The sequence below is a fragment of the Marinobacter sp. KMM 10035 genome (assembly GCF_046537445.1).
In the GTDB taxonomy this organism is placed as follows: domain Bacteria; phylum Pseudomonadota; class Gammaproteobacteria; order Pseudomonadales; family Oleiphilaceae; genus Marinobacter; species Marinobacter sediminicola.
The window spans coordinates 290,943-313,708 of the sequence record NZ_JBBVMG010000003.1 but is presented as its reverse complement, the minus strand read 5'-3'; the positions used below and the strand labels follow the sequence as shown (position 1 = coordinate 313,708).

The following is a 22,766-nucleotide window of genomic DNA, read 5'->3' as shown; positions in this document are numbered from 1 at the left end:
TTAATACCAAACCCCAGCTTCGCAAGAGGCTGGGGTTTTTTTATGTCCGAAATTAGTCTTGCGAGCAGTGTGGAAGCTCCCTCCTTTGCATCCCGGTGATATACTGTTTTCACGAAACCAAATGCGATACGGAGTAATTCAATGTCTGGCAACGATCATCTGGTTATTTTTGATACAACTCTCCGTGATGGCGAGCAAAGTCCCGGCGCTACGATGAATAAAGCCGAGAAGCTCCGTATTGCCAGGGCTCTTGAAAAGCTTCGTGTGGATGTCATTGAGGCAGGTTTTGCTATCGCGAGTCAGGGAGATTTTGAAGCCGTTAAGTCCATCGCTGAAACGATCAAAGGCTCAACGATTTGTAGTCTCGCTCGTGCGCTGGACAAGGACATTGATCGGGCGGCTGAAGCGATTCGCCCCGCAGAGCGGGGGCGTATACATACGTTTATTGCAACCTCGCCAATCCACATGCAGCACAAGCTGCAGATGGAACCGCACGAGGTGATTGAGCAGGCAGTTCGGTCTGTAAAGCGTGCCCGAAGTCACGTGGATGACGTTGAGTTCTCCTGTGAGGATGCAGGGCGGTCCGAGCTGGATTTTCTCTGCAGAATTATTGAAGCGGCCATCGATGCGGGTGCCAATACGATCAACATTCCGGATACCGTTGGTTATGCTGTGCCAGAGCAGTTTGCTGAAACCATTCATCAACTCCTTAATCGTGTCCCTAATGCCGATAAAGCCATTTTTTCTGTGCATTGCCATAACGATCTGGGGCTTGCCGTTGCAAACTCTCTGGCAGCGGTAACTCGTGGTGCCCGTCAGGTCGAATGCACCATCAACGGACTGGGGGAGCGTGCAGGCAACGCCTCACTCGAAGAGATAGTGATGGCCGTCCGCACTCGGCAGGATTTTTACAATCTCGACACGCAAATAGATGCCAGCCATATCGTACCTGCTTCTCGACTCGTGTCTACGATCACAGGTTTTCCGGTACAGCCCAACAAAGCCATTGTGGGCGCTAACGCCTTTGCCCATGAGTCGGGTATTCACCAGGACGGAGTGCTCAAGCATCGCGAAACATACGAAATCATGCGCGCAGAAGACGTGGGCTGGCACACTAATAGCTTGGTGCTTGGTAAACACTCAGGCCGAAATGCTTTCCGCACGCGCCTCCTGGAGCTTGGTATTCAGTTTGAAACTGAAACGGAGTTGAACGAAGCATTTACCCGTTTCAAAGCCCTGGCTGATTTGAAGCACGAAATCTTTGATGAGGACTTGCAGGCAATTGCCAGTGACACTCGGCAGAAAGATGAAGAGGGCCGTTATGGCTTGGTGTGCCTGCAGGTTTGCTCAGAAACAGGTGTTGTTCCAACGGCTAACCTGACGTTAACGATGGATGGAAAAGAGCATAAGGTAGAGGCGGAAGGGAGTGGTCCGGTAGATGCGACTTTTAAAGCGATCGAGTCGCTGGTTGATTCGGGCTGCAATTTACAACTTTACTCAGTAAACAATATCACCAGCGGCACGGACTCCCAAGGCGAGGTTACTGTTCGGCTGGAACGTGGTGGGCGTATCGTAAATGGTATCGGCGCCGATACAGATATTATCATTGCTTCAGCTAAGGCCTACATCGAAGCGCTTAACCTGATCAGCCGTGGTGGGATTAGGCAACATCCACAGGTGGCGGATGTTTGAATGATTCAGACTGAGGCTCAAAGACAGTTCTATCTTGGTTCGGCGGGAATCCGGTTGTGGTATGCCCGTGAACCACTGCCGGGTGCTGCTTCGAGCCCGGCGTTTGTATTTCCTGAGCCAGATGAGGTTGTACATTCCCCCTCATTTGCTCCAAGCCGCGCGCCCGTAGAGGCTGAAAAAAATGGTTCGCCGGCGGCGAGCGTCGCCGCGAACAAGAAAGGTGTGCAGCGAATTGCCAGTCTTCAGGCTCTAATGGAGGGTAAGGAAGAGCCATCTGCGCAACCGAAGCAACCACCAGATCAGGGCTTGTCGGAGCTTTCTGTTCCGTCTCCTGAAGGTTCGGAGGTGACTGTTGCATCGCCGCAGGAAGTTGAAGATCCAGCAGTAGCCGTAAGTCTGGGAGTGTTTTTTGGGTCAAAGTACGTTCTCATCGCGGATATAACCCGGGAAGCGAGCCTGAGCCTCCAGGAAACTCTTGCCGCGAATATTGTGAAGAGTCTGGGAGATGGGCAGTTAAAGCCTGTTGACTGGGTTCACTGGCCCGTCTTCAATAATCGTGTAGTTCCCGGAAATTCCTTGTCCGATTTAAGGGCTGTGGTGCAGTACGTGTTGCGAGATATAGATGACAGGAAGGTGATTGTTCTTGGGACAGGTGAGGGCGTTGATAGAAGTGGTGTCGAAGCTGGTTGGCTGTTCAAAGCTCTTGGCCGAGCCCCTGACGTAAAATCTATTCACTCATTGGCGGCTCTTGCCAGCAACCCTCCGCTGAAGCGGTCTTTATGGGAACAGCTTAAGCCCCTGGCTCAGAAATGACACAGCGACGTTCTGATCGATACCACTCTATGCAAGGTCTTCAGCTGAGATTTCGGCCTCTGGCGCCTGAAGATATTCCGGAGATGCTTGAGATCGAGCGCCAGGGCCACTCCCACCCCTGGACTGAAGGGGTGTTTCTCGATTGCTTCAAGCCGGATTATCGCTTATGGGGTGCCTGCCTCGGCGACTCTCTTGCGGGGTTTGTGGTCGGAACTTATATGCTGGATGAAGTGCATCTGCTGAATATATGTGTTCATCCTCGAAGCCGAGGCCATGGGGTTGGGCGGTATTTGTTGAGGCACCTCATCGCAGAAGCTACTCATGAAGGCATGAATCAGATGCTTCTTGAGGTGCGGTTAAGTAACAGTGTGGCAAGCAAGCTCTACCGCAATGAAGGGTTTGTAGAAATAGGACGGCGCCCCGGATACTATCCTGCAGCCTCTGGCCGCGAAGATGCGCGGGTAATGTCGTTGCTTCTGTACCCCTGATATTACCGCTTGTGTTCGCGTAATAACCTCTTAGCCCCTATAATACCCGCCTTCTCCGAACATCTGACGCAGGTTTCTCTTCGACTATGTCTCACCTTTCCCAGGAAGTGGCCAAGCGCCGCACCTTTGCAATCATCTCTCACCCGGACGCCGGTAAAACCACGATTACCGAGAAAGTACTGCTATTCGGGCATGCTCTGCAGCGGGCGGGAACGGTCAAGGGTAAGAAGTCCGGGCAGCATGCAAAGTCTGACTGGATGGAAATGGAAAAGGAGCGGGGTATTTCTGTTACCACGTCTGTCATGCAGTTTCCTTACGGCGGAAAGCTGGTGAACCTGCTGGATACGCCAGGTCACGAGGATTTTTCGGAAGATACTTACCGTACCCTGACAGCTGTAGACTCCTGTCTCATGGTGATTGACAGTGCAAAAGGCGTTGAGGAACGTACCATTAAGTTGATGGAAGTTACCCGGCTAAGAGACACGCCGATTATCACTTTCATGAACAAATTGGATCGGGATACCAGGGACCCGGTTGAGCTTATGGATGAAGTGGAAGATGTTCTTAGCATTGCCTGCGCGCCGATTACCTGGCCTATTGGTATGGGCAAGAGCTTCAAGGGTGTCTATCACTTGCTGCGTGACGAGGTGATTCTTTACCAAAGTGGGCACGGTCACGAGATCCAGGAGGTTCGAACTATCAGCGGGTTGGACAATCCGGAGCTTGATAATGCTCTTGGTGGATACGCCAGCGATTTGCGCGATGAGGTCGAGCTGGTAAAAGGAGCGTCTCACGAATTCGATCAGGAAGCATTTCTGGCTGGTGAGCTTACGCCGGTATTTTTCGGTACGGCGCTAGGTAATTTTGGCGTTGATCACATGCTCGACGGTTTGGTGGACTGGGCCCCTGAGCCACAGCCACGCGAGACGGATCAGCGGTTGGTGCAGCCGGATGATCAGGGATTCTCTGGCTTTGTTTTTAAAATTCAGGCCAATATGGATCCCCAGCACCGGGATCGAGTTGCATTTATGCGCATAGTGTCGGGCAAGTACAGTCAGGGTATGAAAGCCAGGCATGTGCGCATAGCAAAAGACGTGCGTTTTTCCGATGCACTGACGTTTATGGCAGGCGATCGGGAGCACGCAGAGGAAGCCTACGCTGGCGACATCATTGGACTGCACAACCATGGGACTATTCAGTTAGGGGATACCTTTACCGCTGGCGAGGACATGAAGTTCAAGGGCATTCCAAACTTTGCGCCCGAGCTCTTCCGTCGTATCCGCCTGAAGGACCCATTGAAGGCCAAGCAGCTTCAGAAGGGCTTGATTCAGTTGTCGGAAGAGGGTGCGGTTCAGGTGTTCCGACCCTTGCGTAACAACGATTTGATTGTCGGCGCGGTTGGTGTCCTGCAGTTTGATGTGGTCGTCAGTCGCCTCAAGACCGAGTACAAGGTTGAAGCCGTTTATGAGCCGATCAACGTCGCAACTGCTCGCTGGGTAACCTGTTCGGATGATCGCAAGCTGGATGAGTTCCAGCGCAAGAACAATGACAATTTAGCACTTGATGGCGGTGATCGCCTGGCTTATATCGCCCCCACCATGGTAAATCTCAATCTGGCCCAGGAGCGCTATCCGGATATCGAGTTCCATAAAACCCGGGAGCACTGATCCATTAGCGGGTGGAGGCTGATTTGAAACTGGTTGATGCCCACTGCCACTTTGATTTCCCATTTTTTGATGGGCGGCGCGCATGGGAGCTTGAGGTCGCTTTTGATGAAGGTCTCGTTGGGCTGGTGATTCCCGGTGTGCGGCAACGGGATTGGGTCCGTGTTCGCGATACTGCCCAGGCGTACGCTGGCCTCTATTATTGTCTTGGAGTCCATCCGTGGTATGTCGGGGAGCACTCTGACGAAGCTTTGATGGCCCTTGACCGGGCTTTGCGAGCAAGGCCTGAGCGCTGTGTGGCGATTGGTGAATGCGGGTTGGACCGCCTCCACGGAAATATGAGCAATCAGTATCCGTGGTTTGAGGCTCAGGTTGGGCTGGCTTCCGAGTTGGGTTACCCTCTTGTTATACATTCCGTCAGAGCCCACGATGAGGTTCATGCAACACTGAGGCGTACGAACTGGAGTGGCAGGGCATTGGTGCACGGCTTTTCTGGCAGCTATCAGCAGGCTTCGAAGTTGGTCGATTTGGGCTGCTCTATTGGTGTAGGTGGGATAATCACAACCTCTCGGTCCCGAAAAACTCGCGATACCATAGCTCGTTTACCCCTAGAGGCTTTGGTGCTGGAGACAGACGCGCCGGATATGGCGCCGGAGGGGGTTGAGGTCGGAGCTAACTCGCCCGTGCATCTCCGCAGAATTCTTGAGTGTCTCTCTGATATTCGGGGGGAATCTGTGGATTATGTAGCGTCCGTAGTGTTTTCCAATACGAAGCTGCTTTATGGCGAAACCTTGTGGTAATGACAGGGTGATAAAACTATTACCTGCAGGGTTGGATTTCATTATTTGTTCGAGTATACTTCGCGCCCTGGCTTTTCAAGGCGATGTCACTATCTCAGCCCCGAATAGTGTCACTGCCGATCAAATTACAGGTACAGAACCTCCTCCGGGTGTACTACACTTTCCGGTGGCGGTTTTTAACGTTTCTTTTTATAGCGTTCAAGGCGGAATCAATGAAGACTCTGAGTGCGAAACCAGAAACCGTAAAACGTGACTGGTACGTTGTAGACGCAGCCGGCAAGACGCTGGGTCGTCTGTCAACCGAAATCGCCCGTCGTCTGCGGGGCAAGCATAAGCCTGAGTACACCCCTCATGTAGACACTGGCGATTACATTGTAGTTATCAATGCGGGCCAGGTGCGGGTTACCGGCAACAAGGCATCTGATAAGATGTACTACAGTCATACCGGGTTTCCGGGTGGGATCAAGTCCATCAGCTTCGAGAAGCTGGTTGATAAGGCGCCTGAGCAAGTTATTCAGAAGTCTGTCAAAGGCATGCTTCCGAAAGGCCCGCTTGGTCGTGCCATGTTCAAGAAGCTGAAAATCTATGCCGGCGCTGAGCACCCTCACACAGCCCAGCAGCCCAAAGAACTCGACATTTAACGGAAGGCGGATATGTCTGTAGCACAAAATTACGGTACTGGTCGCCGCAAAACGTCCACGGCTCGGGTGTTCATCAAGCCGGGAAGCGGTAATATTTCAATCAACGGTCGCACAATCGAAGATTTTTTCGGTCGTGAGACATTGCGTATGATTGTGCGTCAACCTCTGGTTGTTGCAGAATCTGCGGATCGTTTTGACATCAACATTACTGTTAAAGGTGGTGGTAGCAGTGGTCAGGCTGGCGCAATCCGCCACGGCCTGACCCGTGCGTTGATGGATTACGACGAAGCTCTGCGCCCAGCGATGCGTAAAGCGGGTTATGTTACCCGTGATGCTCGTGAAGTTGAGCGTAAGAAAGTTGGTCTGCGTAAGGCGCGTAAGCGTCCACAGTACTCCAAGCGTTAAGTTCCGCTGGAGCAGATCTCAGGAAAACCCGGCTATTTGGTCGGGTTTTTTTGTTTGGGGCGCAATGATAGTCAAATTGATCTGGAGCAGAGAAGTCGCTCTGGTGGCGGCTTTCTGACTTGTAAGGACATGGTAATTTCATTACCATTTGTTCGCTTATAATTTTGGATTGTGAAGTCCTTTTCGATGCACGCTGTCGGCTTTTCGGCGGGCTGTGACATCGCCTGATGGGAGAGAACCATAATGAATAATGGCGACGTGAGCCAAGGTCGACGCCGGTTTCTTATCGGCGCTACGGCTGCGGTAGGTGGGGTCGGCGTCGTCGGTGCGGCAGTCCCTTTCGTGGCATCCTGGAATCCCAGTGCCAAAGCGGAAGCGGCTGGTGCACCGGTAACCGTCAATATCAGTAAGATTGAGCCAGGCCAGCAGGTCACTGTTGAGTGGAGGGGTATGCCGGTCTGGCTTATTCGCCGCACAGATGAAATGCTGAGCAACATCGAGAAGCTCAACGACAAGGTGAAAGATCCTCAGTCTGAATCTCCGCAGCAGCCGCCATACATAGATGGCATACTGCGCTCGCTGAAGCCTGAGATAGCTGTGCTGGTAGGAATTTGCACTCACTTGGGTTGTGTGCCTTCCTATCGCCCTGAAGTGGCACCGGCGGATCTTGGTGATGAGTGGCTGGGTGGTCTTTTCTGTCCGTGCCATGGCACGCGCTATGACATGGCTGGCCGCGTCTACAAGGCGCAGCCTGCACCGCTCAACCTGCAAGTGCCGCCTTATCGCTATGACGATGATGAGACACTCACGATTGGTCTTGATCCGGAGGCAGCGTAATGCAGAAGCTACTTAATTGGGTGGACGAGCGTCTGCCAGTTGTAGATGCCTGGAATAAGCACCTGGCAAAATATTACGCGCCGAAGAACTTTAACTTCTGGTACTTTTTCGGTTCTCTGGCGATGCTTGTACTGGTTAACCAGTTAGTTACCGGTATCTGGCTTACTATGAGCTATAACCCGACAGGTGAGGGGGCATTCGCATCCGTTGAGTACATCATGCGTGATGTCCAGTGGGGTTGGTTGCTGCGCTATCTTCACTCTACGGGGGCATCTGCCTTCTTTATTGTGGTCTATCTCCACATGTTCCGCGGCCTTATGTATGGATCCTACCAGAAGCCGCGTGAGTTGATCTGGCTGTTCGGTATGCTGATTTATCTGGTGCTTATGGCTGAAGCATTTATGGGCTATTTGCTACCTTGGGGTCAGATGTCTTACTGGGGCGCTCAGGTTATCGTAAACCTGTTCGGTGCTATTCCTGTAATAGGTGAAGATCTATCCCTGTGGATTCGTGGTGACTACCTGATTTCCGGTATTACACTAAACCGTTTCTTCGCCTTGCACGTGGTTGCGCTTCCAATTGTTCTCCTTGGCTTGGTGGTACTCCATATTCTTGCGTTGCATGAAGTGGGCTCCAACAATCCGGACGGTATCGATATCAAGAAGAACAAGGATGAAAACGGCGTTCCGAAAGACGGTATTCCGTTCCACCCATACTACTCCGTGCACGATCTCGTGGGCGTGGCGGTATTCTTCTTTATCTTCTTTATCGTAGTGTTCTTTTTCCCTGAAATGGGCGGTCTCTTTATCGAGAAGCCAAACTTTGAACCTGCAAACGCGCTGAAAACACCTGAGCACATTGCGCCTGTGTGGTACTTCACACCCTTTTACGCCATGTTGCGTGCGGTAACGGTTGATCTGTTCGGCCTGTCTGCGAAGTTCTGGGGTGTTGTTGTGATGGGTGGTGCGATAGCAATCCTGTTTGTGCTTCCTTGGCTCGACAGAAGTCCGGTACGCTCCATTCGCTACAAGGGGTGGTTGAGCAGGATTGCGTTGACACTATTTGCAGTAAGCTTCGTTATTCTCGGTTATTTGGGGCTTGTGCCTGCAACCGAAGGTCGTACTACTGTGGCTCAGATATTGACGGTGGTGTACTTCCTCTACTTCATTCTGATGCCGTTTTATACGCGCATGGAGAAAACCAAGCCAGTACCAGAGAGGGTGACAGGATAATGAGAAAGCTGATTTTTGGTCTTTTCATCGCATTCCTGCCGGTTCTCGGACTGGCAGCCGGTGCCGGCGTTCCGCTTGATCACATCAAAACGGATCACACAGACAAGGCATCATTGCAGCGTGGCGCTGCAATGTTTACCAACTACTGCATGGGGTGCCACTCCATGGAGTATGCCCGCTACAAGCGGGTTGCTGATGATCTTGAGATACCCGCCAAATTGTTCGAGGAGAATCTGATTTTCACCGGCGCCCAGATCGGTGAGTTGATGAAGAACTCCATGAACAAGGACATGGCAGCTGCCTGGTTTGGTGCTCCGCCACCGGACCTTACTCTGGAGAGCCGCTTGCGTGGTGAATCCTGGTTGTACTCCTACTTGCGTGGATTCTATAAAGATGAGTCTCGCCCGCTGGGTGTAAACAACGTGGTGTTCGACAAGGTAGGCATGCCTCATGTGCTGGTCGATCTCCAGGGTTTGTGCGCGGTTAAGCCCAATATTGGCAAAAAAGCCAGTGTTGAGCCGCTGAGCGGAAATGTCAGGAATGCAGATGCTTGTCCGGAGTATGCCATTGAAGGCAGCATGACTGGTGCTGAGTTTGATCGGGCTATGTACGACATGACGAACTTTATGTCTTACATGGCTGATCCGATCAAAGTCGAGCGTGAGCGCCTCGGTATATTTGTGTTGATCTTTGTCGCTATTTTCTTTGTCTTCGCCTACCTGCTCAATCGTGAGTACTGGAAGGACGTACACTGAGAAATAGGGTATAATCCTGTTCCCTGAGTTCCAGTGGGTGTTAATCGGCCCGCTGGAATTTTTGCGTTTTTCAGGTCCATTTCGGTTTGTTTACTCGTGAGGTAATTCTATGGGCGTTGTGACTAAGCGGTCATCGATGACATTTTTCTCAGACCCGGCCAGCCACTATAGCCACAGAGTGCGCATTGTGCTGGCAGAGAAGGGTGTTACCGTTGATATCGTTGATGTTGACCCGGACAATCCGCCAGCTGAAGTGGCTGATATGAATCCGTATAACGCCCTGCCGACGTTGGTGGATCGTGATCTGGTTCTGTATGAGCCGAACATCATGATGGAATATCTTGATGAGCGTTTTCCGCACCCGCCTCTTCTTCCGGTTTATCCGGTGGCCCGTGCTAACAGTCGCTTGATGATCCATCGGATTCAGAGAGATTGGTGTGGTTTGGTTGATCAGATTCTGGCTCAGCCAAATGCCAAAGCTTCGGAGGCTGCTCGCAAGGAGTTGCGCGAAGGGCTGCTCGCAGCCGGGCCCTTGTTTGGCGAAATGCCGTTTTTCCTCTCTGAGGAATTCACAATTGTGGACTGCTGCATTGCGCCTATTCTCTGGCGTTTGCCTGCCCTTGGCATCGAACTTAATGATAAGCAGGCCAAGCCGCTCCAGAAGTACATGGACAACTTGTTCGCCCGTGAGGGTTTCAAGGCCAGCCTTTCTGATCTCGAAGAAGACATTCGCAGCTGATTTGGCTGGCTTCCGCGATAGGGAACAGGAGACAAGCAGTGCCTGATAACAAGATCACCATGACCTCCAGTCGCCCTTATTTGGTGCGCGCGTTCAACGAGTGGATACTGGATAACGACTGTACGCCATATATCGTTGTGGATGCGGGTATTCAGGGTGTTCAGGTGCCGACAGCACATGTGGCGAATGGTCAGATTGTTCTGAATATTAGCCCTGGTGCTGTACGTGCACTCGTTGTTGGCAATAGTGCGTTGGAATTCAGCGCGCGGTTTGGTGGCGTACCTATGCAGGTGTTCATTCCTCTGCAGGCGGTTATGGCCATTTACGCGAAAGAGAATGGTGAGGGCATGGTGTTTGGCAGTGAGCCCGGCTCTCCGGATCCCGATGGCACCAATGATCGCGAAAGCTCCAGGCAGAATGGCCAGGAAGAACGACCAACCGGGCGGCCCACGCTCAAGGTTGTTAAATAAGTATCAGATAGTAGTTTCAAGCTCTGATAAAAATGCCGGCGTAAGCCGGCATTTTTATCAGCCTCCAAATAGTTTTCCGTCTACCAGCGAACACAGGGCGTTGATCACTAGCATCAGCAAGGGTGTGGCCTCTGTGGGCGACAGGTCGTTCAAGGCGATCTCGTGGTCTTCCGAGTGCATGAGGGAGGTTATATCGGACTTCTCCCGTGCGCTCAGCACAACCACATTCATTTCCCGGTCATGGGCCGCCTGAATGGCCTGGATGAGGTTGGCTTTGTGGCCGTCGTCAACGATCACGAACAGAAGGTCACCTGGTTTGCCTATGGCTTTAACCTGGCGCGAGAAGGTGTCATTAAAGCGGTTGTCACGGCAAATGGCGGAATAGGTTGTAGCGTCTGCACCAAGGTTAATGGCAGGGAGGGCTGGTCGGTCTTGCTCAAAGCGGTTGAGAAAAGCCGTACAGAAATACTGGGCTACTACATTGGCATTGCCATTGGCGCAGGTGACGATTTTTCCGTCGTTTAGAAGGGCGTTTACGAAGGCGTCTGCTGCCTGCTCTATGGCGGGGCCGACGGTGCTGGCCGCTTGGGCGGTATGCTCCATGTGGCTCGCAAATAACTGGTTGATCAGGTTGCCCATGTCGTCGTTCATCAGAGTCTATACATCCGCCTGAATTGCATTTTTGATCCATTGTACCCGGTATTTTTTAACCGTTCCCGGGCTGATTGCCACTACGTCTATTCGGGTAACTGTGTCCCAGAGTTGGTGGCGGTGCAGATAGAACGATGCGGCTTTTATGAGCCGCTTTTGTTTCGGATAAGAAATTGAACTGGCCGGATCGACGAGGCTGCCACTGCCCCGGTACCGTACCTCAAAGAATACAAGGGTGTCTTGGTCTTGTCCTATCAGGTCAATCTCGCCACCACGGCTGTAGACGTTCCGCTCCCGGATATGTACACCGTGAGACTCAAGGTATCGTGCGGCAACACCTTCAAAATATGTTCCAATCGCTTTTCGGCCTTCCATGGCTCTTGTTATCCTTGTGAAGGCGGCGGTCAGTTCGCCAGCGTTTGAGCGTCTGGGGCGTCTGTATTGTTTTCACGGGCAGGTTCGGGGAGCAGCTTGGGTGTTCCGCTCCGGAATTGAGCCCACAGTTGCTGCCTGTGAATGCTCCCTTCGGGGGTCATGGTAAGTTGCCCTGTTTGTCCGTCAACAGAAGCGGTTTGGATTTGACGAAGCAAGGGGAGGCGCTTGCTTAGTTGCCATGCGTCTGCGCCCATGGCAAACAGGCGGCCCAGTTGGCCGCGGGTGCCAGGCAAGGCGTTACCTGCTTCTTCGCGCAGCGGGTTTTTGTCGTTAAGTACCCAGGGGATATCGGTGAAAATTACCTGGTTCAGATCACGATCACGACCGGCATCTGGTACACCTTCGTAAATAATCGAAGGTGAATATACTGGCAGGTCGCCTCCGAAATAGTATGCAAACAAGGGTTTTAGTTGGCGAGCAACAGCCGGTTCGGCGACCATGATAATGGCTTCTGCGTCTTGCCGACGGCGCGGCTCGAACTCTACGTTTAGCCCAATGGTGCGCTCAACCTGTATGGCCCTGTCCCGTGATACGGATATGCCCAGAAGGTCTGCAGTGACAGCCCGCAGGTTGTCCTCGCGGAAAAAACGTTCTATATCCAGAGCAGTTGCGCCGTTCTTTTGCATGCGCCTCAGCAGTGCAGCCTCGACACGGTCACCCCACTCACCCTGAGGGATAAGTACCAGAACCTGGTTGATGTTTTGCCCGGACAGCCTGTCTGCAATTTGACGGGCTTCGTCCTCAGCCGATAGGCCAAATTGGTACAGGCCATCGGGCAGCGTTGTTCCGTCAGCCAGGTAGTTAAGCCCCAGCGCGGGAACGGGAAGGGTTTTCATGTTTGTAAGGCTTGCCAGGGCTTCCTTCTCAAGGGGCCCTATGATCAGGTCGATATCCTCCGCAGCGAGTTCTTTGTATAGTTTTTCAAACGGTTGACCAGATGTGTCGATCACCCGAATGTCGGTTTTGCTTCGATCCGCCGATTTGTCCTGATAGTAAGCCGCTAGAAAACCATCTCGAATGGCTTTGCCAGCACTGGCCAGGGGGCCATTCAGTGGCAGGGCGAGTGCGAGTTTTTCGGGGCGACTTTCTGCCAGATTGGCAATGAGCTGTAACTCGGAAGGCAGTATCTGTGCGGCAGGGTGGCCGGGCCGGCTGTTTTGCCAGCGCCGAATAGTGCGCCCTTGGTCGTCAATGCTGAGTCCGGGTGCACGAATGCTGACTGCAAGTTCGAGCCATCCTTCGGTTTCAAAGCCAATGCTTTGTTCGCTTGCAGTTGCGAGTTTGTTATCTGGAACCGCTTTCAGGAATGCCCAGATCCGGTCATGTATCTGCTGTGGATTTACATTGCCGTCAGATTGGGAGAGTAGCATCAGGGTCATGGCCGCTGACAGTCTGTCATCTACGAGGGCGTAGGTGTCGGCCTGAAGATTGGCGGCCCGGTTAATAAATTCTGAGTTGTAGCCTTTGAAGTTGTCTGGCGAGATTTTCGTGACAATGCTGGCTGCCCATTCGCGATCTTCGAGTGCCACTGCGCTGGCCATGGCGAGTAACTGCTTTTGAGCCTGCAAGGCAGGTGCAGGTTGCGCCAGTTGAGTGCTCTGCAGTAATGTGCGGGCGGCGCGGTGGTCGCCTTGATCCTGAAACTGGCTAGCGACCTTCAGCAGGTATCGCTGCGCGACTTCAGCGTTACTTTCTTTTGCTGCAAGCTCAAGTGCCTGGGAAGGAGTCTGGGCAATGTGCGAGTCAAGGTCGATACTGGCGCAACCTGCAAACAGCAGGGTGAGCATGAATATACCGGCCAGGGCACGATAATTAGCAGGATTCTTTGTCATGGCAAGCTCTATAGATTCCGGGGTTTTGGCTTGTGGCGCCGATCTGATGGTGGCAAGTTTAACAGCTCCCGGGGCAATTCACATGACGCAGGTGTCATGGTGGCGCCATCTCTCCACGCGAGGCACACATTTTGAAATCTGAATCGGATCAGCCTGCTGTGCAGGTAATAAGGCCAAGTGATAATCGGGGAACGCTCTATATCGTTGCGACCCCTATTGGCAACCTGGACGATCTATCACCGCGCGCAGTTAAGGCGCTTTCGAGTGTGGCTGTTATTGCAGCCGAGGATACTCGCCACAGCGGGCGATTGTTACAGCATATTGGTATAAGCAAACCGTTGATCGCGTTACATGATCATAACGAGCGTGGCAGGGTTCAGAATATACTGGAGCAGTTGCGGGCTGGCGCTGATGTTGCCTTGATTTCAGATGCTGGCACGCCGTTAATCTCTGATCCGGGTTATGTGCTGGTTCGGGAGGCGAGAGCGGAAGGTCTGCGGGTTAGCCCGATACCTGGGCCCTGCGCATTGGTAGCTGCCCTGAGTGCTGCAGGCCTGCCCACCGACCGGTTTTTGTTCGCGGGCTTCCTTCCGGCAAAAGGTGCTGGTCGGCGAGCGGCTCTGGAGGAGCTTCGCAAAGAGGTTGCAACATTGGTGTTCTATGAGTCTCCTCACAGGATACTGAACACCGTAGCGGATATAGCGGAGGTTATGGGCGCGCAGCGGGAGATTGTGCTCGGTCGTGAGATCACCAAGGCCTTCGAAACGTTCTATTCTGGTACGGCTGCAAAAGTGCACGCCACATTGACGGATGACCCCCACGGCAGTCGTGGCGAGTTCGTTGTGATGGTGCGGGGTGCGGAAAAGGCTGAGGCAGGTTTGATGGCCGGTGAGTTGGATGTGGATCATTTGCTGCGCCTTCTTATGGCGGAGTTGCCGCTGAAAAAAGTGGCAAAGATAGCGTCTGGCTTGAGTGGGCTGAGCAAGAACGAACTGTATCAGCGCTCCCTGGAGCTCAAGGAGGGTTGACCCCTTGTTCTGCGCTTTTCCTTGCATGGTGCTTGGCGCAATAGTATTGTCTCGCCCGAGCTCGCCAGACAGTCGCCGCCGGTTTTACCGGGGGAGGAAAGTCCGGGCTCCGCAGGGCAAGGTGCCAGGTAACTCCTGGGCGGCGTGAGCCGACGGAAAGTGCAACAGAAAGTAGACCGCCTAAGTGTTTGTGACTCGTTCGCGAGCACCGGTAAGGGTGAAACGGTGCGGTAAGAGCGCACCGCGTGGCTGGCAACAGTTCACGGCGATGGTAAACCCCACCTGGAGCAAGACCAAATAGGAGTCCTATGGCGTGGCCCGCGCTGGACTCGGGTAGGTTGCTTGAGGCCTGTGGTGACGCAGGCCCTAGATGAATGACTGTCCAAGACAGAACCCGGCTTATCGGCGAGCTCGCTTTTTTTCCTTCATGAGGCGCATTAATTATCATTGTGCGTTTCTTATAGCCAAAAAATCTTAAACCTCACTTGTCTTCTTCAGACATTTTTGCAGGTGTTTGATTTTCCTTCTTTTCTTTTCCGTAATGTCATCTCTGGCTCTCGCTAGTCTCTGTAACCTGTTGTCATAAAAGGAACTTTCCCAAGAGTGGCGTCGTTGACGGCGCTTGCATTGTGAATTGCGTGTTTCTATAGTGTGCACAAGTGGGAAAAAGTGGTTTCTAGTGGTTATTTGTGGAATTTGAGTCTCCAGAGACGGTGTAAATGAGCAATTTTCTCGGCAGTCATGCCATCAATATGGATGCAAAGGGGCGCTTGGCGATCCCGGCCAAGGTGCGTGAGATCCTCATGCAAGCCTGTGGTGGTCGCATTGTATTGACTGCTAATGCTGATGAAGAACGCTGTGTACTGGTTTATCCCGAGCCTGAGTGGGAGATTCTGCGGGTTAAGATCGAAGATCTTCCCAATATGAAAAAGCCAGTCCGACGCCTGCAGCGCCTGGTGCTCGGTAATGCTGCACCCATGGAAATGGACTCGGCCGGGCGCATTCTGGTGCCACCAACCTTGCGTAGACACGCTAATCTGGAGAAAAAGCTGATGCTCGTCGGGCAGGGCAAGAAGCTGGAGCTATGGAGTGAAGAGCGTTGGTTCGAGTGGCTTGATGAGACTTCATGCGATGAAGACATACCGCCCGAGATGGAGGCGCTTTCCCTATGACCTCTGATCGCAAGCCGGAGACCGGAGGGGAGTTCTCCCATCGTTCGGTGCTCCTGGATTCGGCGGTCGACTATCTGGTTAGTGACCCCGAAGGCAGGTATGTGGACGCCACATTCGGTCGTGGTGGGCATAGTCAGCTCATTTTAGGGCAATTGGGCACCTCTGGTCAGTTGCTGGGCATCGACAAGGACCCCGAAGCGATTCTTGTCGCAGAACAGCTTGCGAAAACCGATTCCCGTTTCAAGTATTTCCACGGCTCCTTCGCAGAGCTCGACCGCGCTGTGTCTGAAGCTAGCTGGGAACTGGTGGGTGGCGTGCTGATGGACCTTGGTGTGTCGTCGCCACAGTTGGATGATGCGTCGAGAGGCTTCAGCTTTATGCGTGATGGTCCCCTTGATATGCGCATGAACCCGCAACAGTCGCCAAGTGCGGCAGAGTGGTTGATGTATGCGGAAGAGCGGGACATTGCCGATGTGATTTTTCGCTACGGCGAAGAGAAGTTTTCCCGTCGCATCGCCCGGCTGATTGTTGAGCGGCGCAAAGAAAGTCCAATCGAAACAACGCTTCAGCTGGCTGCGCTGGTTAGTGAGGCCGTACCAAAAAAAGAGAAGCACAAACACCCAGCAACCCGGACGTTCCAGGCGATACGGATTTTTATCAATCGCGAGCTGGAAGATCTGGAGGTGGGGCTGCAGGCGGCAGTTGACAGGATCGCGCCCGGCGGCCGGCTGGTTGTGATCAGCTTCCACTCGCTGGAAGACCGGCTCGTAAAGCGTTTTATGCGAGATCTCGCTCGCGGCCCCAGGTTGCCCAAGGGTATTCCAGTAACGGCGGCGCAGGAGACTTCGGATTTTCGGTTAATAGGCAAGGCGAGCAAGGCCGGTGCCGGTGAAGTTAGTGAGAATGTTCGCGCTCGCAGCGCTGTTATGCGGGTTCTGGAGCGTATCGACAACACAAAGATATCACAGGGGAGCGCGTAATTATGGGCGCCGTAGCCATAGAGACGGCTGTAAAGCCAGCAAAGTTGAACAAGGAAAAGGTTCGCGAGGGCGTTGTAGCTGCTGTGCGAATCTCCCGGCAGGTTTTCGATGCCACGCGCCAAACAAATGTACTGGTGTCTCTGGGCTTGGCCGTGGTGCTTGTGGGTTCGTCCATAGGTGTTGTTGTGAGCGCCCATGAGAACCGTGCGCTGTTCAATACCCTGTCTCAACTGCAGGCAGAGCGTGACAGCTTTCAGGCCGAATGGAGTCAGCTGCTTCTGGAGCAAAGTGCCATGGGTGGCCACGGCCGTGTAGAGAGACTTGCGGCAGAGCGCTTCAATATGGTGGTGCCTGGGCGTCAGGACATTGTTCTTGTGCCCCTGATGTCGCCGCTGGCCTCCCGTTAATTCACAACAATAACAACCTCAAGGTGAACTGATTGTCCAATCAGGAGTCGGCAAGAACATTAAGCCAGAGAGTCGCGGCGGGCCTGAAAGCCTGGCGCTTTGGCTCTGTGCTGGGTGTGTTTCTGGTTGTCGTGCTGGCCCTTGGTTGGCGCCTGGTTGATCTGCACGTTGTGGACAATGACTTTTTGCGTAAGCAGGGTGACGTGCGCACCATCCGCGTAGAAACGATTGATGCTCATCGCGGCGTAGTTACCGATCGTTATGGTGAGCCACTGGCTGTAAGTACCCCGGTTCAGACACTCTGGGCTAACCCTTCCGAGACCGATCCTGCCGAACCGCGCCTGACCAACCTGGCTCGGGTGCTGGACATCAGTGAAGCCAGGCTTCGGGAGCGCCTCGCGACATACGCTGGTAGAGAGTTCATTTATCTGCGCAGAAAAGTGCAGCCCGGGCTGGCTGCAAAAGCGATGGAGTTGGATATTCCCGGTATCTACACGCGGCAGGAATATCGCCGTTATTATCCTGCGGGCGAGGTGACATCGCATATCGTCGGGTTTACCAACATCGACGAGCGTGGTCAGGAAGGCTTGGAACTGGCTTATAACGATTGGCTATCTGGTGAGTCGGGTCGCAAACGTGTTCTGAAGGATAATCGGGGGCGGATCATCAAGGATCTGGCGCTGATCCGTGATGCGGCTCCTGGTCACAATCTTGAACTCAGCATAGATCTGCGCCTGCAGTATCTGGCTTATCGTGAGCTGAAAGCTGTGGTTAGTGCGCATAAGGCCCGTGGCGGCACTCTTGTGATGCTGGACGTCGAGACAGGTGAAGTGCTCGCGATGGTCAATCAGGGGTCCTATAACCCCAACGATCGCAGCCAGTTCGCATCGGAAAATCTCCGCAACAAAGCCATTACTGATTTGTTTGAGCCCGGCTCAACCATGAAGCCCATCTCTATGGCAGCTGCGCTCGAATCCGGGCAATACACCGCGAATGAAACCATTGATACCTCGCCCGGTTATCGGCGCTTCGGCAGGTTCACAATTCGCGACTACCGGAACTACGGCGTTATTAGCCTTACCGACATCATCGTGAAATCGAGCAACGTAGGTATCAGCAAGATCGCCACGGAACTAGGTGGTGACACGATTCGCAACCTCTACGCCCGCCTCGGGTTCGGTCAGCCAACTGGTATTGGATTTCCGGGAGAAGCTGTAGGGGTATTGCCAGCACCACCGAAGTGGCGCCCCTCCGAAGAAGCAACGCTCTCATACGGTTACGGAATGAGTGTGAACGCACTTCAGTTAGCTCAGGCCTACATGGTTATCGCCAATGGCGGTGTGCGTTACCCCCTGAGTCTGATGAAGCTGAACGAAAAGCCTGTTGGTGAAAGGGTTCTTTCCGAGCGGGTAACAAGTGATGTGCGGACAATGCTGGGAGAGGTAGTGTCCAGAGGGTCTGGTAAGCGTGCTCAGCCTGGCTTTTACAGTGCCGGAGGCAAGACCGGAACCGTTCATCTGGTGGGTGCCCAAGGCTATGAAGACAGTCAGTACAAGGCAATTTTTGCCGGTATGGCGCCCATCGATAATCCGAGAATTGTCACGGTTGTGGCAGTGGATGCGCCTCAGTCAGGCGAATACTACGGCGGCGAAGTGGCTGCGCCAGTGTTCTCCCGGGTGATGAGCGATGCGCTGCGACTGCTAAACGTAAAACCTGAACTGGAGGTTGGCGCAACAGGTCGGCCGCCAGCAAACATCGGAGCGAGGGGGTAGGCCTATGTGCATAACATCTCTCAGTACGTTGTTGCAGGGTATTGCGCCCGTGCCTTCTGTTTTCGATGTGACCATCCACGGGTTGCAAACGGATAGCCGTGAAGTTCGTTCCGGAGATGCATTTGTTGCTTTGGCAGGCGCAAAGACGCCCGCTAACCAGTATGTAGATCAAGCAATAGCGGCAGGCGCCACAGTTGTGCTTCTGGAAACGGAGAGCAGTGGCGAGTGCCATGAACATCGGGGTGCATTGATTGTGCCTGTTCCGGAACTCCGACAACTACTGGGGAAAATTGCAGCCCGGTTTTACGAGCACCCTTCGCGCAGGCTGCGGCTGATTGGTGTTACCGGTACCAACGGAAAAACTTCGGTGAGCCATTACATCGCTCAATTACTAGGCGTGGCAGACACGCCCTGTGGTGTTTTGGGAACTTTGGGTTACGGCATGCCCGGCGCCTTGCAAAAGGCCAGCCATACCACGCCTGACGCAGTTCAGATTAACCGTGCTTTGTCGGGCATCCTTTCCAGCGGTGGCCGTGCAGCAGCGATGGAAGTGTCGTCCCATGGTCTGGATCAGGGAAGAGTGGACGGCCTGGCCATAACCGGTGCCGTGTTTACCAATCTGACACGGGACCATCTGGACTATCACGGTTCAATGGAATCCTACGGTGCTACCAAGGCTCGACTGTTCGAGCGTGAGGATGTGCACTTCTCGGTGATCAACTTTGACGATCCCTTTGGCCGTCAGCTCTATGAAAAGCTTGAAGGTAAATGTGACCGCATTCGTTATAGCCTTCACGAATCCGAAGTCGAGCTATGGCTTAAAGAGTTCCGTCCTACCGATAACGGATTTGATGCTGTGGTTGATGGCGAGTGGGGTGAATTTGGCTTTTCCGCGCCGCTGATGGGAAGTTTCAATGCCAGCAACGTGCTTGCGGCAATTGCAGCGGTTATGACTCTTAATGTGACGGTCGAACAGGTGCAGCAGGCGGTAGAATTGTTAACACCGCCACCCGGACGGCTCGAGCGTTTCTGTGGCGCAAGCGGCGTTCGTGCTGTGGTTGATTATGCTCACACACCCGATGCGCTCGCGAATGCTTTAGCTGCGCTGCGGCCTCATGTAACAGGCAAGCTGATCTGTGTGTTTGGTTGCGGTGGCGACCGGGATAGCGGTAAGCGGCCTGAAATGGCGAAGGAAGCTGAAACGTGCGCCGATGTCATTATCGTTACAGATGACAACCCACGGACAGAAAACCCGGTGGAGATTGTCCGGGACATTCTGGCTGGATTCTCCCGGGCGAATGCCGCAAGCGTTATTCACGACCGGGCTGAGGCGATCCGCACGGCTATAAATATGGCCGTGCCGGGGGACCTTGTTCTTGTCGCTGGCAAAGGCCATGAATCCTGGCAGGAAATAGCGGGCCAGAAGCTCCCATTCAGTGACGCAGGTCAAGTGCGCCAAGGCTTGAAGATTGAAGGGGCTGGCCTATGATGCGCGCCTTCTCGCTTGCCGAGGCAGTAGGTTTTACCGGTGCCAAGTGTGTGTCACAGGGGCTGGATACGGTTCAGTTCACTGGCGTGTCTACCGACACCCGCGCCTTGAAGGCAGGTGACCTGTTTGTTGCCCTGCGCGGTGACAACTTCGATGGCCACAAATTTTTACAGGCTGCGCAGAAGCTGGGAGCGAGTGCTGCCGTAGTTGATACGCCGGTTGGTAGCAGTCCGGATATGCCGCAGATGGTTGTGGCGGACACCGTTAAAGCGCTGGCGAATCTTGCTGCGGGCAATCGCAGTGAAAGCGACGCGAAGCTGGTTGCGATTACCGGTAGCAGTGGCAAAACCACCGTTAAAGAGCTGGTCGCCGCCATTCTGGCGCGAATGGGGGAAACCCTTGCTACCCGCGGCAACCTGAACAATCACATTGGTGTGCCCTTGACCCTGTTCGGCCTGGAGCCCAGGCACGAATACGGTGTAGTTGAGTTAGGTGCCAGCGGGCTCGGCGAAATCGCTCATACCGTTGCCATTACAAAGCCTCAGGTTGTGATTCTCACGAATGCAGGAGAAGCACACCTCGAGGGCTTTGGCAGTTACGAGAATATCGTGCAGGCCAAGGGTGAAATTATTGAAGGCGTAAACGATGCAGGTCTGGTGGTTTTGAACCGGGATGATCCTGCGTTCGAGCGGTGGCGTGCCCGAGCCGGGAACCGGCGGGTTGTCAGTGTTAGCCGCTTGGGAAACCCCGAGGCGGACTACAGCGCAGTTATCCAACCAAAGCAAAGCCTGCAGGCCGAAGTTGTGTGTGCAGGGCCTGACGGATGGGGGCTCACGTTCCTGTTGCCCCTCGAAGGCGAGCACAACGTAACCAACGCTCTGCTGGCGATTGCAGCAGCCCGTGAGCTGGGTGCAACGGATTCGGCGATCAAAGACGGTTTAGCCGGGGTTCAGCCCGCACGTGGGCGCCTCCAGGTAGTCAATCTTCCGGGAGAATTGTCAGTTATTGATGACAGTTACAACGCAAACCCGGCCTCCATGAAAGCAGCGTTGGGTGTTCTGGCAAAGCGCCAGGGCGCGCATATTGCGGTTTTAGGAGCGATGGGCGAGCTCGGGCCAACTGCTCGCGAACTTCACCGTGAAGTGGGCGCCTTTGCTTCGGAGTTGGGGATTGCGCGCCTGGCAACGGTAGGAGCTGGCTGCGAAGGCTACGCCGAGGGCTTTGGCGACGCGACAGAGATGTATGAAACACACGATGAAGCCGTGCAGGTCATTTATCGGGCTAAAGAGCGGCCAATGACTGTGCTGGTTAAAGGGTCCAGAAGTTCCGCCATGGATCTCGTGGCGGATGGAATTATAAACAAGGTGAATAAAGCATGCTGCTCTGGCTGACAGGGGTTCTTTCAGACTATTTCTCGGCGCTGACGGTGTTTCAGTACCTGACCGTGCGCGGAATTTTGGGCACATTAACCGCGCTCCTGATCTCTTTGGTTATCGGGCCGGTGATGATCCGTAAGCTGAGCCAGTATCAGATTGGTCAGGCGATTCGCGATGATGGCCCTCAAACACATCTCAGTAAAGCTGGAACGCCAACAATGGGCGGAGCGCTGATTCTGGTATCTATCGGCATCAGCACATTGTTGTGGGCGGATCTGTCCAACCGGTACGTGTGGGTGACGTTGCTGGTTACCTTGCTGTTCGGCGCCATTGGTTGGGTGGATGATTACCGGAAAGTTGTCGAGCGCAACCCCCGTGGCCTGCCTGCACGCTGGAAGTACTTCTGGCAGTCGTTGATTGGTGCAGCTGCAGCCATAGTGTTGTACTTCAGTTCCGCTTTGCCTCAGGAAACCTCGTTGTACCTGCCATTCCTTAAAAATGTGTCACTGACCCTCGGGCCGGTGCTCTTTATCCTGCTTACTTATTTTGTGATTGTCGGTAGCAGCAACGCGGTGAACCTGACAGATGGTCTGGATGGCCTCGCAATCATGCCCACCGTCATGGTTGCAGGTGCCTTGGGCATTTTCGCCTACGTATCCGGTAACGTGCAGTTCGCAAATTATCTGCTGATCCCGCACTTGCCGGGCACCGGCGAACTGATTGTCTTTTGCGGAGCTCTGGTGGGCGCCGGTCTTGGCTTTCTGTGGTTTAACACCTATCCCGCACAAGTGTTCATGGGTGATGTTGGTGCGCTGGCGCTCGGTGCCGCTTTGGGTGTGGTTGCGGTGATCGTGCGCCAGGAAATCATCCTTTTCATCATGGGCGGTGTGTTTGTGATGGAAACAGTGTCAGTGATCTTGCAGGTGGCTTCCTTCCGGTTGACCGGCCGCCGGATATTCCGGATGGCGCCACTGCATCACCATTTTGAGCTTAAAGGGTGGCCGGAGCCGCGCGTAATCGTGCGCTTCTGGGTCATCACTGTAATTCTGGTTCTGATTGGCTTGTCCAGTTTGAAATTGCGATAGGAA

23 protein-coding genes and 1 other RNA gene are annotated in these 22,766 nt (G+C 53.8%); 21 read left to right on the top strand and 3 right to left on the bottom strand.

Going from position 1 to position 22,766, the window contains the following annotated elements; all coding sequences use genetic code 11:
• The first annotated feature begins 141 nt into the window (after window positions 1-141).
• The 12 genes from AADB16_RS16965 (at window position 142) to AADB16_RS16910 (ending at window position 10,536) form a co-directional block, all read left to right on the top strand.
• The gene (locus AADB16_RS16965) at window positions 142-1,692 is read left to right on the top strand and encodes a 2-isopropylmalate synthase (protein WP_410804979.1); all 1,551 of its coding nucleotides are present in this window, start codon (window positions 142-144) and stop codon (window positions 1,690-1,692) included.
• Entirely contained in the window at window positions 1,693-2,505 is an 813-nt protein-coding gene (locus AADB16_RS16960; protein ID WP_410804977.1) for a 2-isopropylmalate synthase, read from the top strand.
• The gene (gene rimI, locus AADB16_RS16955) at window positions 2,502-2,993 is read left to right on the top strand and encodes a ribosomal protein S18-alanine N-acetyltransferase (protein WP_410804975.1); all 492 of its coding nucleotides are present in this window, start codon (window positions 2,502-2,504) and stop codon (window positions 2,991-2,993) included. Before AADB16_RS16960 ends, rimI begins: the two co-directional genes overlap by 4 nt.
• A gap of 86 nt (window positions 2,994-3,079) precedes the next feature.
• On the top strand, window positions 3,080-4,660 hold the full coding sequence (prfC, locus tag AADB16_RS16950) for a peptide chain release factor 3 (RefSeq protein WP_309044934.1): 1,581 nt from the start codon (window positions 3,080-3,082) through the stop codon (window positions 4,658-4,660).
• A 23-nt stretch (window positions 4,661-4,683) separates the two neighbouring features.
• Window positions 4,684-5,457, top strand: coding sequence for a TatD family hydrolase (locus tag AADB16_RS16945; protein ID WP_410804973.1), 774 nt, complete (start codon window positions 4,684-4,686; stop codon window positions 5,455-5,457).
• A gap of 212 nt (window positions 5,458-5,669) precedes the next feature.
• A complete protein-coding gene (gene rplM / locus AADB16_RS16940) occupies window positions 5,670-6,098 on the top strand; it encodes a 50S ribosomal protein L13 (RefSeq protein ID WP_144780435.1) in 429 nt (142 codons plus the stop codon).
• Between the two features lie 12 nt (window positions 6,099-6,110).
• The gene (gene rpsI / locus AADB16_RS16935; protein WP_298449619.1) at window positions 6,111-6,503 is read left to right on the top strand and encodes a 30S ribosomal protein S9; all 393 of its coding nucleotides are present in this window, start codon (window positions 6,111-6,113) and stop codon (window positions 6,501-6,503) included.
• A gap of 243 nt (window positions 6,504-6,746) precedes the next feature.
• Window positions 6,747-7,340 carry a ubiquinol-cytochrome c reductase iron-sulfur subunit gene (petA, locus tag AADB16_RS16930; protein ID WP_298449621.1) on the top strand — a complete coding sequence of 198 codons (594 nt, stop codon included), beginning with the start codon at window positions 6,747-6,749 and terminating at the stop codon, window positions 7,338-7,340.
• Entirely contained in the window at window positions 7,340-8,572 is a 1,233-nt protein-coding gene (locus AADB16_RS16925) for a cytochrome b (RefSeq protein WP_309044932.1), read from the top strand. The genes petA and AADB16_RS16925 overlap by 1 nt, the downstream gene beginning before the upstream one ends.
• Window positions 8,572-9,327 carry a cytochrome c1 gene (locus AADB16_RS16920; protein WP_410804969.1) on the top strand — a complete coding sequence of 252 codons (756 nt, stop codon included), beginning with the start codon at window positions 8,572-8,574 and terminating at the stop codon, window positions 9,325-9,327. Before AADB16_RS16925 ends, AADB16_RS16920 begins: the two co-directional genes overlap by 1 nt.
• 109 nt (window positions 9,328-9,436) lie before the next feature.
• Complete coding sequence (locus AADB16_RS16915) at window positions 9,437-10,066, top strand: glutathione S-transferase N-terminal domain-containing protein (protein WP_309044930.1); 630 nt, start codon at window positions 9,437-9,439, stop codon at window positions 10,064-10,066.
• A gap of 59 nt (window positions 10,067-10,125) precedes the next feature.
• The gene (locus tag AADB16_RS16910; RefSeq protein ID WP_298450488.1) at window positions 10,126-10,536 is read left to right on the top strand and encodes a ClpXP protease specificity-enhancing factor; all 411 of its coding nucleotides are present in this window, start codon (window positions 10,126-10,128) and stop codon (window positions 10,534-10,536) included.
• 57 nt (window positions 10,537-10,593) lie between these two features.
• Here AADB16_RS16910 and AADB16_RS16905 read toward each other — a convergent pair whose 3' ends face one another.
• From AADB16_RS16905 to AADB16_RS16895, 3 genes are read right to left on the bottom strand one after another with little or no spacing between them, the layout of a single operon-like run.
• Window positions 10,594-11,187, bottom strand: coding sequence for an SIS domain-containing protein (locus AADB16_RS16905; protein WP_298449629.1), 594 nt, complete (start codon window positions 11,185-11,187; stop codon window positions 10,594-10,596).
• 6 nt (window positions 11,188-11,193) lie between these two features.
• On the bottom strand, window positions 11,194-11,562 hold the full coding sequence (locus AADB16_RS16900) for a YraN family protein (protein WP_298449632.1): 369 nt from the start codon (window positions 11,560-11,562) through the stop codon (window positions 11,194-11,196).
• 29 nt (window positions 11,563-11,591) lie between these two features.
• Window positions 11,592-13,454 carry a penicillin-binding protein activator gene (locus AADB16_RS16895; protein ID WP_410804966.1) on the bottom strand — a complete coding sequence of 621 codons (1,863 nt, stop codon included), beginning with the start codon at window positions 13,452-13,454 and terminating at the stop codon, window positions 11,592-11,594.
• Window positions 13,455-13,585: 131 nt separating this feature from the next.
• Here AADB16_RS16895 and rsmI point away from each other — a divergent pair, with 131 nt between their 5' ends.
• The 9 genes from rsmI (at window position 13,586) to mraY (ending at window position 22,763) form a co-directional block, all read left to right on the top strand.
• On the top strand, window positions 13,586-14,482 hold the full coding sequence (rsmI, locus tag AADB16_RS16890; RefSeq protein ID WP_410804964.1) for a 16S rRNA (cytidine(1402)-2'-O)-methyltransferase: 897 nt from the start codon (window positions 13,586-13,588) through the stop codon (window positions 14,480-14,482).
• A 56-nt stretch (window positions 14,483-14,538) separates the two neighbouring features.
• Window positions 14,539-14,900: RNase P RNA component class A (gene rnpB, locus AADB16_RS16885), an RNA gene on the top strand.
• A 301-nt stretch (window positions 14,901-15,201) separates the two neighbouring features.
• Window positions 15,202-15,654: a division/cell wall cluster transcriptional repressor MraZ gene (gene mraZ / locus AADB16_RS16880; RefSeq protein WP_309044927.1), complete on the top strand. Its 453-nt coding sequence runs from the start codon at window positions 15,202-15,204 to the stop codon at window positions 15,652-15,654.
• Complete coding sequence (gene rsmH, locus AADB16_RS16875) at window positions 15,651-16,634, top strand: 16S rRNA (cytosine(1402)-N(4))-methyltransferase RsmH (protein WP_410804962.1); 984 nt, start codon at window positions 15,651-15,653, stop codon at window positions 16,632-16,634. Before mraZ ends, rsmH begins: the two co-directional genes overlap by 4 nt.
• A 2-nt stretch (window positions 16,635-16,636) precedes the next feature.
• On the top strand, window positions 16,637-17,041 hold the full coding sequence (gene ftsL / locus AADB16_RS16870) for a cell division protein FtsL (RefSeq protein WP_309044925.1): 405 nt from the start codon (window positions 16,637-16,639) through the stop codon (window positions 17,039-17,041).
• A 32-nt stretch (window positions 17,042-17,073) separates the two neighbouring features.
• Window positions 17,074-18,813 (top strand): peptidoglycan D,D-transpeptidase FtsI family protein, encoded by a 1,740-nt coding sequence (locus AADB16_RS16865; protein ID WP_410804959.1) that lies wholly within the window; start codon window positions 17,074-17,076, stop codon window positions 18,811-18,813.
• 4 nt (window positions 18,814-18,817) lie between these two features.
• On the top strand, window positions 18,818-20,302 hold the full coding sequence (locus AADB16_RS16860) for a UDP-N-acetylmuramoyl-L-alanyl-D-glutamate--2,6-diaminopimelate ligase (RefSeq protein WP_410804957.1): 1,485 nt from the start codon (window positions 18,818-18,820) through the stop codon (window positions 20,300-20,302).
• A complete protein-coding gene (locus AADB16_RS16855; protein WP_410804955.1) occupies window positions 20,299-21,693 on the top strand; it encodes a UDP-N-acetylmuramoyl-tripeptide--D-alanyl-D-alanine ligase in 1,395 nt (464 codons plus the stop codon). The genes AADB16_RS16860 and AADB16_RS16855 overlap by 4 nt, the downstream gene beginning before the upstream one ends.
• Complete coding sequence (gene mraY / locus AADB16_RS16850; protein WP_298449644.1) at window positions 21,678-22,763, top strand: phospho-N-acetylmuramoyl-pentapeptide-transferase; 1,086 nt, start codon at window positions 21,678-21,680, stop codon at window positions 22,761-22,763. The genes AADB16_RS16855 and mraY overlap by 16 nt, the downstream gene beginning before the upstream one ends.
• The last annotated feature ends 3 nt before the right edge of the window (window positions 22,764-22,766 follow it).

Bases quoted from the DNA above. Each gene is read 5' to 3' on its own strand.
- AADB16_RS16895 (WP_410804966.1), bottom strand. From the start codon at position 13,454: ATGACAAAGAATCCTGCTAATTATCGTGCCCTGGCCGGTATATTCATG.
- AADB16_RS16905 (WP_298449629.1), bottom strand. From the start codon at position 11,187: ATGAACGACGACATGGGCAACCTGATCAACCAGTTATTTGCGAGCCAC.
- AADB16_RS16910 (WP_298450488.1), top strand. From the start codon at position 10,126: ATGACCTCCAGTCGCCCTTATTTGGTGCGCGCGTTCAACGAGTGGATA.
- AADB16_RS16920 (WP_410804969.1), top strand. From the start codon at position 8,572: ATGAGAAAGCTGATTTTTGGTCTTTTCATCGCATTCCTGCCGGTTCTC.
- rsmH (WP_410804962.1), top strand. From the start codon at position 15,651: ATGACCTCTGATCGCAAGCCGGAGACCGGAGGGGAGTTCTCCCATCGT.
- prfC (WP_309044934.1), top strand. From the start codon at position 3,080: ATGTCTCACCTTTCCCAGGAAGTGGCCAAGCGCCGCACCTTTGCAATC.
- AADB16_RS16855 (WP_410804955.1), top strand. From the start codon at position 20,299: ATGATGCGCGCCTTCTCGCTTGCCGAGGCAGTAGGTTTTACCGGTGCC.
- rimI (WP_410804975.1), top strand. From the start codon at position 2,502: ATGACACAGCGACGTTCTGATCGATACCACTCTATGCAAGGTCTTCAG.
- mraZ (WP_309044927.1), top strand. From the start codon at position 15,202: ATGAGCAATTTTCTCGGCAGTCATGCCATCAATATGGATGCAAAGGGG.
- AADB16_RS16860 (WP_410804957.1), top strand. From the start codon at position 18,818: ATGTGCATAACATCTCTCAGTACGTTGTTGCAGGGTATTGCGCCCGTG.
- rpsI (WP_298449619.1), top strand. From the start codon at position 6,111: ATGTCTGTAGCACAAAATTACGGTACTGGTCGCCGCAAAACGTCCACG.
- AADB16_RS16925 (WP_309044932.1), top strand. From the start codon at position 7,340: ATGCAGAAGCTACTTAATTGGGTGGACGAGCGTCTGCCAGTTGTAGAT.
- AADB16_RS16915 (WP_309044930.1), top strand. From the start codon at position 9,437: ATGGGCGTTGTGACTAAGCGGTCATCGATGACATTTTTCTCAGACCCG.
- AADB16_RS16960 (WP_410804977.1), top strand. From the start codon at position 1,693: ATGATTCAGACTGAGGCTCAAAGACAGTTCTATCTTGGTTCGGCGGGA.
- AADB16_RS16965 (WP_410804979.1), top strand. From the start codon at position 142: ATGTCTGGCAACGATCATCTGGTTATTTTTGATACAACTCTCCGTGAT.
- petA (WP_298449621.1), top strand. From the start codon at position 6,747: ATGAATAATGGCGACGTGAGCCAAGGTCGACGCCGGTTTCTTATCGGC.
- rplM (WP_144780435.1), top strand. From the start codon at position 5,670: ATGAAGACTCTGAGTGCGAAACCAGAAACCGTAAAACGTGACTGGTAC.
- AADB16_RS16900 (WP_298449632.1), bottom strand. From the start codon at position 11,562: ATGGAAGGCCGAAAAGCGATTGGAACATATTTTGAAGGTGTTGCCGCA.
- mraY (WP_298449644.1), top strand. From the start codon at position 21,678: ATGCTGCTCTGGCTGACAGGGGTTCTTTCAGACTATTTCTCGGCGCTG.
- ftsL (WP_309044925.1), top strand. From the start codon at position 16,637: ATGGGCGCCGTAGCCATAGAGACGGCTGTAAAGCCAGCAAAGTTGAAC.